The organism is Caldisericum sp. (assembly GCF_049967455.1).
Taxonomy (GTDB): domain Bacteria; phylum Caldisericota; class Caldisericia; order Caldisericales; family Caldisericaceae; genus Caldisericum; species Caldisericum exile_A.
In genome coordinates this window covers 1-13361 of the sequence record NZ_JBMFSR010000028.1, presented here as the reverse complement: position 1 = coordinate 13361, position 13361 = coordinate 1, and the positions used below count along the sequence as shown (strand labels likewise).

Here is a 13361-nt window from a genome sequence, read left to right as displayed (position 1 = left end):
GTGCCATTTAAAGAAAAAATGAAAAAATTAAAAGCAGAATTAGAAGAGTATTTTAAACAAAGTCGGGAGTTAGAGAAAAAGATAAAGGAGAATTTGGGAAAAATATGAAAGTTAGAATTTATAAAAATATAAAACATTCTTTACTTAACGAAATGGCAAGGGTTAAAATTTTAAAAGATATTAGTATTAATAATTACGGAAGATTTGTTCTCTACTGGATGCAGTCCTCACAGAGGGTTAAGTATAATTTTGCGCTTTACGAAGCGATCAAAAAGGCAAACGAACTTAAGAAACCACTTGTTGTTTTATTTGTAATAAACGAAAATTTTCCCTATGGAAGCAGAAGAAATTTCCTTTTTATGCTCGAGGGACTTAAAGAAGTTTATGAAGAGCTTCGAAAACTTAACATAAGATTTGTTGTGCATATTGGTGATCCCGTAAAGCACGTTTTAGAATTTTCCAAGAATGCTTCAATTCTTTTTATGGATGTGGGATATACAAAGTTTCTAAGAGAATGGCGGAAGAATATTGTGGAAGAGATTAAGGTCCCTGTGGTGGCTGTTGAGGATAATGTAGTTGTGCCAGTTGAGGTTACCTCAAATAAGGAGGAATACGGAGCATATACAATAAGAAAGAAAATTCAAAAAAATCTTAAAGATTATCTCGTACCATTAGATTTTCCTCAGATTTCTTTTCCACCTTTTAGGGAAATTTTATTTTCTTTTGACATAAGAAATCCGAAGGATTCAATAAATCGGCTTCACTTTAGGTATAATGTTTCCGAAACTCACTACTTTGTGGGTGGCTATAGTAACGCAAAAGAACTTCTTAAGGATTTTGTACAGAATAAACTGTCAAAATATATTGAAAAAAAGAACGATTTCTCGGAAAATTTTACATCAAATTTAAGTCCATATCTGCATTTTGGTCAGATATCTCCAATTGAAATTGCCCTAACGGTTCTTGATAGTAGTGTTGAGGACATCGAAAAAGAAGCCTTTCTTGATGAGTTAATTGTTCGAAGAGAACTTGCTTTTAATTTTGTTTATTACAATTCGCGCTACGATAGACTTGAAGGGCTTCAGCCGTGGGCGTATGAGACATTACAAAATCACAAATTTGATGAGAGACCATATAGATATTCTTTTTCACAACTTGAAAATGCTGAAACTCATGATCCACTTTTTAATGCGGCTATGATGGAACTCGTAAAAACTGGAAAAATGCATGGTTATATAAGAATGTATTGGGGGAAGAAAATAATTGAGTGGAGCGAATCGTTAGAAATTGCTTTTAAGTTCCTTGAAGACTTAAACAACAAATATGCTTTAGATGGGCGAGATCCAAACTCCTACGCAGGCATTGCGTGGTGCTTTGGAAAGCACGACAGACCCTTTAAGGAACGCCCAATTTTTGGAAAAGTTAGATATATGAGTGAGAATTCAATATACAAGAAATTTGATGTTCAAAAATATATTGAGAGAGTAAAAAATCTCTAATTAGACAAGAGAACTTGCAATGTCCGAATCAAATTTAAACTTATCAAGGGTATTCTTAACTTTTTCTGCATCTTTTTTGGTATCAAAAATTGCAAATAGCGTTGATCCAGATCCAGTAAGGTGAAATCTTACTTCTGCAACTGTCTCAAGAACTTTCTTAAATTCAACAAACTTTTCTGACTTCTCTAAAAGCATCATTTCAAAATCATTATAACAGAGTTTGTCAATATCTTTTGCAGAATAATTCCCTTTTTCTATTAATTCAACCATCGCAAGCGTTCTACTTCCATCTGAATACTTTCCATATTCGTGGAACATGCTATACATTTCTTTTGTCTTGAAATGGAATTTGGGATGAACCAAAACAAAATAGAACTCTTTTAGGCTTGGGAGTTCTTGCACAATATCACCAACTCCTTTAACCAATGCTGTATTTGAGTAAAGGAAAAATGGTACATCAGAGCCAACCTCTTTTGCGATTTGGTGGAGATCGTTTTTTGAAAGAATATTCTTAAACATTGCGTTAAGTAGAAGAAGTGTAACTGCTCCATCTGCACTTCCACCACCAAGTCCGCTTCCCATTGGAATGTTTTTTTCAATGTATATTTCAAAATTTTCCTTTACTTTTGCTCTTTCTTTGAATAATTCAAGTGCTTTGTGAACAGTTGATGTCGCATTTCTTATTGATTGAGAAAAAATAACCGAATCTGTTTTTCCCAATTTCACTGAAACAACATCAAAAAGACCTATTTTTTGGAATACCGATTCAATGGCATGGTATTCTCCTGCTTCACCTACAATTTCAAGCGTTAAATTTATCTTTGCATATGCCTTTGCTTTCATAATCTAATTATAAAAAAGTTTGCAAATTTTTTAATTTTTTGTAAAATACTCTTACCCTGGCTACAACCTCAAACATTCCCTCTTTTTTGAGGGAAGGTACCCCAAATACCTCTTTTGAGGTGGGGGTTATGAGGTGTGGCTGGGGCTAATTTCTTTAAAAGGAATTTTTGCATTTTTCAAAGTGTTTTCAAAATAGTCCTTTGCTTCCTTTAGCCAACCATTTCCGTAGAGAATTATCTTCAATTTTTCTTTTTCGTGAATCGGTGGGTATGATGCAGTTTTAACATTGAAATTGTATTCAACTTCCCTTAAAACTTTTATAAGGCGTGCTTCTTTTTCATCAACTTCGTATTCGACTTTATTAATCCTTTTATTACTTGTAAAGTCAGTTAAAATTATTTTTAGTATTGCCTCAAATTCTTTTGGGACACCTGGAAGAATGTAAAAGGTAGTGTTTTCAATTTTAATCTTTTCACCAGCCGCAACTCCCTTTGGATTTTCTATTGGAGTGCTTCCTGAAAGGCCTTCTGAAAGTTCATCTATAAAATTTGTGTATTGGATTGCGTTAACTCTTTCAATGTTTTTCTTGACTATTTCCAGTTTCTTTTCATTTTTCGCAAGCGGTAGATTGAAAGCCTCAGAAAAAGCCCTTAGAGTTATATCGTCAGGTGTAAGCCCTAAGCCACCAGAAGTTAAAACTATATCGAACGAATTTTTTACAAAATTTAGAACTCTTTTCAATTCATTGAGATTGTCTCTTACGAAAATAAGCAAATCTAACGAACCCTTATTTTTTAAATATTTTTTTGCAACTCTAAAGTTTTCGTCTTCTCTAAGACCGTCTAAAATTTCATCCCCAATTATAATTAATGCTATTCTCATCTCATATTAACAAGATAACCATTTTCGAGCATCCACTCGAATATCTTTGAAATTTTTGCATAGGTTCTCTCTTCACCTATATCTTTATATCCAATTTCTACAAAAGTATTATCCTCGATAAGGAATAGGTACTGTATTATGATGTTTCCACCAAAGGGAGCATCCCTATTTTTATCAATGTAAAGGTTTAGAATGTCAAAGTGAGGAATTCTATTCGGATCAATACGACCTTCTTTTGAGGCATTATATATTTTTTCGTAAAGGACATTTGTATCTTTGAAATCCTTTGTGAGGACCATTGCAACATCTGCATCATACTCTATATCCCCACCACCAGTGCAGTTAAACATTGTTGGACGCGTTTTACTCTCTTCTGTATCGAGTTTTGCGCCTTCTTTATCAAAAGATGAGATTGTAAAAATGGGTGCATTGAGTTCTGTTGATAGGTTTGCAATGCCTCCTGAGACTTCGTCAACCTGTTGAGCAAGATCCTGATAAAGAATATTTGTAGGTACTTTTTGTAGATAATCAATAAAAATTGCAATTTTATCTGTGTTATTTTCTTGCATTACTGACAATGCATGACTTCTTATTTTGTTTATTGTATCTTCTCTTCTTCCTTCGATAAGATACATATAATTCATAAATTGCTCAACCTTTGCATAGCCTTGATTAAAGCGCTCTGAAAGATCAGGATCATCGAAAATTCTTTCAGTTTCAAGAAGATATGGCGGAATTAGGGTTTCTTGTGATAGTACTCTCAAGAAAAGGACTCTTTCAGTTTGCTCCCACGAGTAGTAGAGTACAGGTATTTTTTCATTCATGGCAATAGAAGTTGCAAGCTTTAGCATAAAGTTCGTTTTCCCTCTGCGTGGCGCTCCTGCAAGTGCATAGTAAAACCCTCTTCGTGCTCCAGATAAAGTTTCATTAAGACATGAGAAAGGTTCCAATGAATACCCAAGTATTGGATTAATATTTGCCGTCCTTGATTCAAGTTCCGCCGTGAATCTTATAAGATAACTTCTAACAGGTAAGATTTTTCTTTTGGTCTTTCCTGTTATAATTTCCCTTAGTTCACCAATTATGTTTCCCGTAAACTCAACAATATCTTCTTTTTTTGCTTTTGATTCAACATAGTTTTCAATCTTTTTTGCAATGTTTATAAGGGTTTTTTCACCCAATCTTCTTTTGAGTGTTTCTATATATATAAACAGGCTTTCAAGGGTGAGAGGTTCTTCTTTTTGAATCGCATTAATTAATTCTTGCATTTTTGTTGTGAAAAGCCCATCTTCGCGAAGGGATTCTTTCAAAAGATCAATGTCGATTTGTTGAGCATTTTTTGAGTATCTTGAAACAACATAGTCAAACAAAGTCCTTGTTTCAGGCGCATCAAATAGACTTTTTTCAAGCCCCTCTGCAAGCCCTCTTGTAAGTAGGTATTTATCCTTTGTAATTGTTGCAAGTACTTTTGTTTCTATTTCGTCCATGCAATTTCTCCTCCCTTAAAAACGGAAAGTATTTCGTTATTTAATAAATTATCTTCCAAAATTTCATTTTTCAAAATAACAATATCCCCAAGTTTTCCTTTTTCAATACTTCCTCTATTCGGGACATAATTGTAAATTCCGCCCCAATCAGTATATGCACTTATTGCCTTATCTAATGGAATGCTTTCTTCGTAAAACAACGGGTGCTTTACTGCAGCATTAATTCCATAAAATACTGAGGCATCTTCAACTGGTGCATCAGAGCCAAAAATCAAGAAACCTTTTGATTTAAGCACTGTATTAAAAGCATAGGCATATCTAAAACCTTGCATATACTTTTTGTATAGATCTACATCTCCCTTTGCATGAATTGGTTGCATAGATGGGATAAATGGAGTTTCTTTTAATAAAGGTAAATCGCTTTGGTCAATAAATTGAAGGTGTTCTATACGGTTCATCTTTGAAAGTCCTTTATACTTATTGAATACTTTTAAGGCAATGTGAACCGCTTCACTTCCAATTGCATGGACTGCAACAAGTATTCCATTTTCGTTTGCTTTCTTTACAATCTCATCGAAAGCACCTTCTTCTAAAAGAAGCAATCCCTTAAAGGGATAATCATCTTTCATCTTTGCTGTTTGTGAGCCAAGAGAGCCGTCAAGAAAAACTTTCAAAGGTCCATATACAAAATTATCATTTCCTTGACCAGTTTTTATGCCTTCCAATATTGCATCGTCTAAGTAGTCCTTTTGTATGCCTTGCACAATTCGAATTTTTCTATCCTTTAGATAGTCTTTTATGTAAAAGTCAAAGTTTGTAATCGTTACAATTCCACGTGATAGGAAATAATCTTCAACTTTTACAAGCACTGATTCGTCTATTTTTATCTCTTTTAGATGCTTCACAGAGCCAATGGCGTTATCCTTGAAAATACCTATAAATTCATTGTCAATGAAAACAAGCGAGTTTTTATCGATTGATTCACAGTTTATTGAAGTGCTTTCAAGGAACCTCTTTGAAACAAATACTGAGTGCTCATCTTTGCTTTGCATGTATATTTTCTTATCAAGATTGAATAGGTGTCTAAATTGCTCCTTTGAAAGCTTATTGAAGTTTACATTGAATATGAAAGAAACATCCCGATCTTCAATTGCAGAGATTATTTCGTCAAATGAAAAATTTTCTCCGTTTATATGGGAAAGTATATTTGCTATCTCTCCAATATGTGCATGCGATTCGATGAATGCAGGATAGATAAAACCATCAACCGAAATTGTGTTATCATTAGTTCCGATTTCGCTGTTTGGAATAATCTCTTTTATGTATCCCTCTTCTATAACAATGCCATAGTCTTTTAAAATCTTTCCATTAGAATATACACCTTTTCCTTTTATTTTCATCTTGTTAATAAGAATCCCTCCTCTCCTATTGTTAAGTCAAGAGTATTAATATTTGGAAGTTCCATTGTTGTTAAGAAAACTTGTTTTTTGATGTAATCAATTTCTTCTGCACTTAGGACTTTTTTTGAGGCAAGCACAATTTTTAAGGTATAGCCTTTTACTTCTATTTTTTTAATATCCACATCGTTTAGGTAAGTTTTTAAGTTTTCCCTTGGTTTTTTTAATTCTTCGAAAATTTTTGTTAAGTCCGTTGTTTTTGTAGGAATTACAACAGGAACATAAGCAACATTTCCATTTAACGGAAGAACATAATACGGAATTATAAAAGATATATTCGGCATTGCATTGAATCTTGCAAGTGGTAAGCTTACATCAACTGTCCCAAAAAGTGTGTCAATTTTATTTCCATCAATATTAAAGGAAACTTTTTGTATATCTGCTATTTCGGTTAGGGAATTTACAATACTCAAAACAAAAAGATTCGCGGTATAACTTCCAAGTGATAATTGATTTATGCTATTTGAAAGATTTACAGTTGCAAGACCACCTGATTTTAGTTCGATACTTCTCACATACTCAGGTTTTAACAAACTTACAAGACCAATGTTTGAGCCATATGAAAGCTCATTAAGAATTTCCATTGCAAGAACTTCCGGTTTATCGGCGTCAAGAATCTCTCTTTTTTCGACTGCAAGATAGTTTAGATCGGGTGTTAAGAAATAAAGGTAAACAGTTTTAAATTTTGGTAGAGTTGAAGTAAGGTTTGAGAGTGTTTCATTTATATTTACATATCGCAAAAATACATCGTTTTCCCTTGAATTAATGAGAATTTTTAGATTATTTACTCCTTTTATTGATTTTAAAGAATTCGCAAGACTTAAAAATGCAATATATTCTTCTTTAGCTGTTTTCTTTGCACCATTTGTTAAAATGTTTATTGTAAGCGTTTGATTTTGATATTTTGCAAAATCAAGGGTGAGTTCCTTTGGGATTGTGGGAAAATATGCTGAAACTTTTGGAGCCTTTAAGGTTTCAAAAACTTGTCTTGTTATACTTTCAATTGATCCTCTAAAATTTTCTTCTACAGGGACAAGTTCTTTAGGGATTGGGTCGTAAAAGTATAACTTTACAGTATATGTTTCAGATTCCCTTGTTCTAAGGTAAATTAAAACACCCGCTAAACTTGAGACGAAGAAGATAAGAATGAATAAACTTATTAGTTTTATTGTATCTCTTTTCCTCATGAAGAACCCCTTTTCAAGGTAATAAAATTATTGAACTCTCTTTTGAAATTTGGAAACCCAAATAGTTCAACCATTATCGTAAAAACTATATTTACAAGAAATAATTTGAAGTCCATTGTTACGGCAAAAAGTAAAAAAGGATATACAGGAAAAAGGAAAAACAAGCTAATAACTTGGGATTTTGTCATTGCTATAAGTATTAGGTAAATTATAAGAATTGGTATAAAAACAAAAAGGCCTTTCAGCTCAAGATAAGAAAAGATAATAGTAAGGTGTACTCCCAATGTTGTTGCGGCACCTCTTCCACCTTTAAAATTAAGAAAAACTGGAAATACATGTCCTAAGACTGCAAACATACCTGAAATTGTTGCAATATAATATGGAAGTTTAAAACCATAAATCGCAATAATGATAGCAAGGCTTCCTTTTAAAACATCTAAAAGTAGGACTAAAAGCCCCTCAATCTTTCCTACATGGTGAAAGACATTTCCCGTGCCCATGTTCTTGGTGCCAATTTCACGAATATCTACGCCCATTTTCAATTTTGTAATAACATATGCAGAAGGAAAGGAACCAAGGATGTATGCAACAATAAAACTTAATAAAATTTTCATATTTCATTATAATACATTTGTAAGGTTTGGGAATGGATGAGAGCAAATTAATTGAATTGCTTAAAAGGGGAGACAAAACTGCGAAAGAAATTCTTGTGAGATCTACGCAGGATTTTTTATTTAATTCCGTAATGCAAATATGTCACGATAGAAACCTTGCAGAAGATGTGGTAGTGGATGCATACCTATATGCATTCAAGTATATCAAGAATTTTAGAGGAGAATCCTCTTTGAAAACATGGCTTTATCGAATTGCAAGGAATACTCTTTACAAGCATTATAAAAAAATCAAAAATATTGAATTAAGCGACAATATATCCACTTTTAAAGATGACAAGATTGAAAGTTTTTACTCTGATAGGCACGAATTACTTTTTGAAGCAATGAAAAAACTCAATTTAGATGAGAGAGAAATTATAACTCTCGTTGATATAGAAGGACTTTCCTATGAGGAGACTTCTGAAATTTTGGGTGTGCCCATGGGAACTGTAAAATCGAGGCTGTTTAGAGCAAGGGACAAATTACGTAATATATTGAAGGATATGGGATATTTTTAAAAATATGGAACTTTTTTATTATAATAGGTATCTAATTAGCGATGAAAGAGAAAATTAATGAATACCTTGATAACAGGGTAAAAAAAGAAGAGGTTGAAGAGCTCCTTCTTGATAAGGAGTATGCTTTTTATTACGAAGACCTTAAAAAGATGAAAGAAGGCTTAAGGGAGCTAAGGGTGAATCCCCCTGATTTTGTTAGTAAACTAAGGATTGTTGAAAGAAAACAAATGGTCTTTAGATATTCTTTTGCATTTGTAATGGTTTTGGTTCTTGTGTTTGGTGTTTGGTTTTCAATGAAGTTTGCATTATATAAAGAACTGGCAAGCAAACAGACAGAAATAACAAAGCAATTTAAAGCGCCACCAGGTATGGGAATAATGCAAATATCTACAGAAGAGACCATAAAAGTAGAAATTAGCAAAAGCGATTTGAATAATCTGATAAACTCACTTCAAAAAATTGCAACACTTAAAAGTAAAGATGAGAAAAACGGAACCTATGTTTTTGAGGTTCAGGGAAAAAATATTTCTGAATTCTTAAATTCAATTGAAAATTTTCATAGTGCTAAAATTTTAGAAAATAGTCTTAAAGATAAGGCAATTGATACAAACCTCACATATCAGGTGACTCTAACAATTCTAATAAAATAATTTTAATTTTTCTTTATTTCCTTTACAATGTATTGACAGGAGCATGAGTTTTTATAAAATATTTCCAAATATAAGGAGGTAAGGGAATGAAGAGAGCATTAATTTTGGCAGTTGCGTTTATGTTAGTCTTAACGCTTTTCTCTGGTTGTGCAAAAAAGGAGAGCGTTTTGAGGGTTGGAACATCAGCAGATTATCCACCCTTTGAGTATGTTGATGAAAAAACAAAGGAATTTGTTGGTTTTGACCTTGATCTTATGAGACTTTTAGGTAAAAAGATGGGATATGACAAAGTTGAAATTGTGAATATGGATTTTGACACGATTATTCCATCTCTTCAAGCTGATAAAATTGATGTAGGAGCCGCATGCATAACAATTACTGATGAAAGACTTCAACAAGCAGATGCAGTGCCGTATCTATCAACTGGACAGTCTATCCTTGTAAAGAAGGATTCAACATATGCACCAAAAACTTTTGAAGACTTAAGCAACCACAAAATTGGTGTACAGAAAGGCACAACAGGCGAAGAAGCAATAGACAAGGCAATAACGGATGGAAAAATTAAAAACGCTGATGTAAGAAGATATACCTCCGTTGTTTTAGCAATTACTGACCTTCAAAATGGAAATATTGATGCAGTTATTATTGATACGCCAGTTGCAACCTATTATTCTACTAAGCAAGACTTTAAAGTAACAGGAGAACTTGTTTCAGAACAGGCTGGACTTTTTGTAAAGAAAGGAAACACAGAACTAAAGACAAAACTTGAGAAAGCGCTGTCTGAGGTAAAAGGAACGCAGGATTGGAATGATCTTATAAACAAATACTTTGGTGGGTAAGAATTAAATGATTTTTGATGTTAGTGCATTGAATTTATCAAATTTAATTTATGTTTTAAGGGGTATTTTTTGGACTCTCTTTTTGACATTTGTTAGCATTGGTTTAGGGCTTATTTTGGGAAGTGCTCTTGCATTTGGGGAGGTTTATTTGCCTCCCCCATTTTCTTATATCTTTCGAATCATAGGCGAAGTTCTTCGCGGAGTTCCATTAATTCTTCTATTTTTAATTCTTTATTTTGCATTTAATCTTGGTATGACTCTTTCTGCAATTTTAGGATTAGGATTGAGAAGTGCATCTTACCAAGGCCAGATTTTTAGAAGTTCTCTTGAAGCGATAAGTGCAGGGCAGTTGCATGCAGGTCTTTCCTTAGGGATGACAAAATTTCAGGTATTCAAAGAAATTTTGGTGCCACAGGCATTGAGAATAATGATTCCTGGCTGGACAAACGAGTTTATAACAGTTCTTAAAGATACATCAATTGCGTTTGTGCTTGGCGTAATGGATATAATGACTCGTGCAGATTTTATTGCTCGTTCTATTGGGAGGTATTTTGAGATTTATATTTTTATAGCACTTGTATATTTTGTGCTTGTTAAGACTTCAATGAGTATTTTGAATAATCTGTATGAGAGAGTTCGAATTCCAGGATTGGGAGAAAAGAGATGAAAGAGGTATTAAGGGTCGAAAATCTTAAAAAATCCTATCATAAAAATGAAGTTTTAAAAGGGGTAAGTTTTTCAATAAACGAAGGAGAGACGAAGGTTATAATTGGTCCAAGTGGTGGCGGCAAAAGTACCCTTCTTTACTGCATAAACTATTTACAAAAGCCGGATTCGGGGGAAATTTACCTTGATTCAGAGTTAATAACTCCAAAGAATATATACGAGGCAAGAAAGAAAATTGGATTTGTATTCCAGTATTTTAACCTATTTATGCATCTTACTGCACTTGATAATGTAATGATAGGTCTTATAAAGGTAAAAAAGCTTCCAAAGGATGAGGCATTGAAAATCGCAAAAGAGTCGCTACTTCTTGTGGGGATAAAAGAAGATTTGTGGAATCATTACCCTGCTCAACTTTCAGGGGGACAGCAGCAGCGAGTTGCCATAGCGCGTGCCATTGCTATGTCTCCGCGTATTATTCTTTTTGATGAGCCTACATCCGCATTGGATGTTGAACTTATAGGAGAGGTTTTGCAAGCGATGAAAACACTTGCAGAAAACGGTATGACAATGTTAATTGTTACTCATGAGCTTGAATTTGCTAAGAGCGTTGCGCATGAGATTATGTTCCTTGAATCTGGTGTGATTGTTGAAAAAGGAACTCCACAGGAGATTATTGAGCATCCAAAATCAGAAAGATTAAAGAAATTTTTAAGTAAGATTGCAAAAGGTGAAGAATGAGTAGCTTTGAAATTGTTTTATTTAAGTATAAAGATTTCTGGTTAATGGGATTAAAGTACACAATGCTTATTACTGTTCTATCAATTCTTATTGGTATAGTTCTTGGTCTTCTTTTTGCAATTATGCGTATTTATGGGAATAAATTTTTTAAGGCAGTTGCCGTTTCATACATTGACCTTATAAGAGGAACACCTATGATTGTGCAATTGTTTATCCTCTACTATGGGCTTGGCTCTACTGGACTTGTGAAATTCACACCATTGCAGGCTGCAATCATCGGTATGGGACTTAATAGCGGTGCATATCAAGCAGAATATTTTAGGACAGCGTTTCTTGCAATTCCAACAGGGCAAACTGAAGCAGCACTTTCGTTGGGTTTTACAAGAACAGGGCTAATATTTAACATTCTACTACCACAGGTTGTTAGAATTGTACTTCCTTCATGGACAAACGAGCTTATTGCCCTTACTCAGTATTCAAGCCTTGCAATGGTTTTGACTGTTATGGAACTTACTGCGGTTTCAAAATATGTTGGAAGCAAAACTTTCCTGTATATTCAAGCATTTTCTCTTGCAGGGATAATTTATCTTTTTGTTTCTGTTGTTCTTACTCGGTTGATGGTGTATTTTGAGAATAGGCTTTCTATTCCAGGCGTTTCAGCACAAAAATTGAGGATTTAGTAATTTATCCTAACATTGTTTTTTACTCGCTCAAGTGCATTATCCAGGATGTCCTTTATGAGATCGTTGTAATCTTTACCAAGCATTCTATACATTCTTGGAAAATCTGAATGCTCTTTCTCAAGTCCAACAACTGCATTTACTTCGATAAAATATGGAGTGAAGTTTTTATCAACTCTTACATCAAACCGAGCGATATCTCTTAAACCCAAAATTTGAAAGGCCTTAACTGCCATTTCTTGAATTTGAGTGTTTATATACGAGGGAAATCTTGCGGGTAAGTAATAGTTTGCCTTTTCAGAGTAGTTTGCTTTGAAAGTGAATGTTTGAATGCCGTTTGTTGCATTTAGTTCTCGTTTATTTAGTGGCGAAAAATCAATTTCCATTGGTGGAAGTGCTTTAGGAGGGAAATTACCCATAACACCAACTGTAATTTCATTTCCTTCAATAAATTCTTCAATCATAATAGGACGGTTTCCAAGGCGTTCTTTGAGTTTATAAACTACTTTTTCAACTTCATCTTTTGTATAACAAATCGAGTTTGATTTTATTCCTATGCTTGCACCTTCAAAGACAGGCTTTACAATAACAGGAAACTTGTCTATTTGAGCAATTTCTTCTTTTAGAGTATTAACAACTTGGTAGAGTTTTGGGACATTTATTCCAACGCTTTGAAGAATTAATTTTGTAAAAACCTTGTTTACTGCAACAAGCGTCCCCTGTACACCTGAACCTGTATATGGAATTCTTAATTCATCAAGAAGGGCAGGCACAAAAGACTCTCCAAAGATTCCATAACGTCCTTCTGCCATGTTGAATACTATTTGTGGTCTGTCTAACTTTAGCATATAGAAAAGCGTCTCAGAATCTGCTTCGTAGAGTTTTACCTTGTGTCCTAATGATGTTAGTGCTAATTTTACATCCTCAATCGTTTTGGGGCTATCGAAGACAGAATCCCTTTCAGAAAAAGTTTTTCTTAAGTTAAAGGTTATACCAACTTTCATTTTTACGATGCGATTTTACAAAAATTTACACAAAAATCAAGTATCTTCGTTTGAGTAATTTATAAAATTTTGATTAAATCTATTCATTGTTATTTTTGCTATCTTTCTCCTTGTTTTTCTCAAACCTCGCTTATTGTTAACTATTGAGAAATCTCCATATTTTGAGGGGGCAACAAACCGCCTCAATACTTTCCCCAAAAATACACCAAAAATTGTCAATCCGAGGAACGAAGTGACGAGGATTCTCCTATTAAATGG

At 33.6% G+C, this 13361-nt stretch carries 15 protein-coding genes; 7 read left to right on the top strand and 8 right to left on the bottom strand.

Translation table 11 applies throughout. The annotated features are described in order from the left end of the window. The first annotated feature begins 104 nt into the window (after positions 1–104). The gene (locus ACP5SP_RS06195; protein ID WP_428076257.1) at positions 105–1499 is read left to right on the top strand and encodes a deoxyribodipyrimidine photo-lyase; all 1395 of its coding nucleotides are present in this window, start codon (positions 105–107) and stop codon (positions 1497–1499) included. On the opposite strand, the gene ispE is transcribed toward ACP5SP_RS06195, so the two are convergent. From ispE to ACP5SP_RS06165, 6 genes are all read right to left on the bottom strand, one after another. After that, complete coding sequence (gene ispE / locus ACP5SP_RS06190; RefSeq protein WP_428076256.1) at positions 1500–2342, bottom strand: 4-(cytidine 5'-diphospho)-2-C-methyl-D-erythritol kinase; 843 nt, start codon at positions 2340–2342, stop codon at positions 1500–1502. A 126-nt stretch (positions 2343–2468) separates the two neighbouring features. Beyond that, on the bottom strand, positions 2469–3224 hold the full coding sequence (locus ACP5SP_RS06185) for a competence/damage-inducible protein A (protein ID WP_416085762.1): 756 nt from the start codon (positions 3222–3224) through the stop codon (positions 2469–2471). Next, complete coding sequence (locus ACP5SP_RS06180; RefSeq protein WP_428076255.1) at positions 3221–4711, bottom strand: DnaB-like helicase C-terminal domain-containing protein; 1491 nt, start codon at positions 4709–4711, stop codon at positions 3221–3223. The genes ACP5SP_RS06185 and ACP5SP_RS06180 overlap by 4 nt, the downstream gene beginning before the upstream one ends. Next, a complete protein-coding gene (locus ACP5SP_RS06175) occupies positions 4699–6111 on the bottom strand; it encodes an amidohydrolase (protein ID WP_424586940.1) in 1413 nt (470 codons plus the stop codon). The genes ACP5SP_RS06180 and ACP5SP_RS06175 overlap by 13 nt, the downstream gene beginning before the upstream one ends. Then, positions 6108–7355 carry a GerMN domain-containing protein gene (locus tag ACP5SP_RS06170; protein ID WP_416085765.1) on the bottom strand — a complete coding sequence of 416 codons (1248 nt, stop codon included), beginning with the start codon at positions 7353–7355 and terminating at the stop codon, positions 6108–6110. Before ACP5SP_RS06170 ends, ACP5SP_RS06175 begins: the two co-directional genes overlap by 4 nt. Next, positions 7352–7969, bottom strand: a complete 618-nt coding sequence (locus ACP5SP_RS06165) for a glycerol-3-phosphate acyltransferase (protein WP_424586942.1) — start codon at positions 7967–7969, stop codon at positions 7352–7354. Before ACP5SP_RS06165 ends, ACP5SP_RS06170 begins: the two co-directional genes overlap by 4 nt. Positions 7970–8001: 32 nt before the next feature. Here ACP5SP_RS06165 and ACP5SP_RS06160 point away from each other — a divergent pair, with 32 nt between their 5' ends. The 6 genes from ACP5SP_RS06160 to ACP5SP_RS06135 all read left to right on the top strand — a co-directional run bounded on the left by ACP5SP_RS06160 (position 8002) and on the right by ACP5SP_RS06135 (position 12099). Beyond that, positions 8002–8526, top strand: a complete 525-nt coding sequence (locus ACP5SP_RS06160; protein WP_428067052.1) for an RNA polymerase sigma factor — start codon at positions 8002–8004, stop codon at positions 8524–8526. A gap of 41 nt (positions 8527–8567) precedes the next feature. Next, positions 8568–9176, top strand: coding sequence for a hypothetical protein (locus tag ACP5SP_RS06155; RefSeq protein ID WP_428076254.1), 609 nt, complete (start codon positions 8568–8570; stop codon positions 9174–9176). Positions 9177–9262: 86 nt separating this feature from the next. Then, complete coding sequence (locus ACP5SP_RS06150; RefSeq protein WP_428076253.1) at positions 9263–10015, top strand: basic amino acid ABC transporter substrate-binding protein; 753 nt, start codon at positions 9263–9265, stop codon at positions 10013–10015. Positions 10016–10022: 7 nt separating this feature from the next. After that, positions 10023–10682 (top strand): amino acid ABC transporter permease, encoded by a 660-nt coding sequence (locus ACP5SP_RS06145; RefSeq protein WP_416085769.1) that lies wholly within the window; start codon positions 10023–10025, stop codon positions 10680–10682. Next, on the top strand, positions 10679–11419 hold the full coding sequence (locus ACP5SP_RS06140; RefSeq protein WP_424586944.1) for an amino acid ABC transporter ATP-binding protein: 741 nt from the start codon (positions 10679–10681) through the stop codon (positions 11417–11419). The genes ACP5SP_RS06145 and ACP5SP_RS06140 overlap by 4 nt, the downstream gene beginning before the upstream one ends. Next, positions 11416–12099 carry an amino acid ABC transporter permease gene (locus ACP5SP_RS06135; RefSeq protein ID WP_416085771.1) on the top strand — a complete coding sequence of 228 codons (684 nt, stop codon included), beginning with the start codon at positions 11416–11418 and terminating at the stop codon, positions 12097–12099. The genes ACP5SP_RS06140 and ACP5SP_RS06135 overlap by 4 nt, the downstream gene beginning before the upstream one ends. On the opposite strand, the gene ACP5SP_RS06130 is transcribed toward ACP5SP_RS06135, so the two are convergent. Both ACP5SP_RS06130 and ACP5SP_RS06125 read right to left on the bottom strand, forming a co-directional pair. Further along, entirely contained in the window at positions 12096–13103 is a 1008-nt protein-coding gene (locus ACP5SP_RS06130) for a D-alanine--D-alanine ligase family protein (protein WP_428076252.1), read from the bottom strand. The genes ACP5SP_RS06135 and ACP5SP_RS06130 overlap by 4 nt on opposite strands. Positions 13104–13139: 36 nt before the next feature. Continuing rightward, positions 13140–13361, bottom strand: a 222-nt coding sequence (locus ACP5SP_RS06125) for a hypothetical protein (protein ID WP_428076251.1), incomplete at its 5' end; no start/stop codon positions are given.

Bases quoted from the DNA above. Each gene is read 5' to 3' on its own strand.
- ACP5SP_RS06195 (WP_428076257.1), top strand. From the start codon at position 105: ATGAAAGTTAGAATTTATAAAAATATAAAACATTCTTTACTTAACGAA.
- ispE (WP_428076256.1), bottom strand. From the start codon at position 2,342: ATGAAAGCAAAGGCATATGCAAAGATAAATTTAACGCTTGAAATTGTA.
- ACP5SP_RS06185 (WP_416085762.1), bottom strand. From the start codon at position 3,224: ATGAGAATAGCATTAATTATAATTGGGGATGAAATTTTAGACGGTCTT.
- ACP5SP_RS06180 (WP_428076255.1), bottom strand. From the start codon at position 4,711: ATGGACGAAATAGAAACAAAAGTACTTGCAACAATTACAAAGGATAAA.
- ACP5SP_RS06175 (WP_424586940.1), bottom strand. From the start codon at position 6,111: ATGAAAATAAAAGGAAAAGGTGTATATTCTAATGGAAAGATTTTAAAA.
- ACP5SP_RS06170 (WP_416085765.1), bottom strand. From the start codon at position 7,355: ATGAGGAAAAGAGATACAATAAAACTAATAAGTTTATTCATTCTTATC.
- ACP5SP_RS06165 (WP_424586942.1), bottom strand. From the start codon at position 7,969: ATGAAAATTTTATTAAGTTTTATTGTTGCATACATCCTTGGTTCCTTT.
- ACP5SP_RS06160 (WP_428067052.1), top strand. From the start codon at position 8,002: ATGGATGAGAGCAAATTAATTGAATTGCTTAAAAGGGGAGACAAAACT.
- ACP5SP_RS06155 (WP_428076254.1), top strand. From the start codon at position 8,568: ATGAAAGAGAAAATTAATGAATACCTTGATAACAGGGTAAAAAAAGAA.
- ACP5SP_RS06150 (WP_428076253.1), top strand. From the start codon at position 9,263: ATGAAGAGAGCATTAATTTTGGCAGTTGCGTTTATGTTAGTCTTAACG.
- ACP5SP_RS06145 (WP_416085769.1), top strand. From the start codon at position 10,023: ATGATTTTTGATGTTAGTGCATTGAATTTATCAAATTTAATTTATGTT.
- ACP5SP_RS06140 (WP_424586944.1), top strand. From the start codon at position 10,679: ATGAAAGAGGTATTAAGGGTCGAAAATCTTAAAAAATCCTATCATAAA.
- ACP5SP_RS06135 (WP_416085771.1), top strand. From the start codon at position 11,416: ATGAGTAGCTTTGAAATTGTTTTATTTAAGTATAAAGATTTCTGGTTA.
- ACP5SP_RS06130 (WP_428076252.1), bottom strand. From the start codon at position 13,103: ATGAAAGTTGGTATAACCTTTAACTTAAGAAAAACTTTTTCTGAAAGG.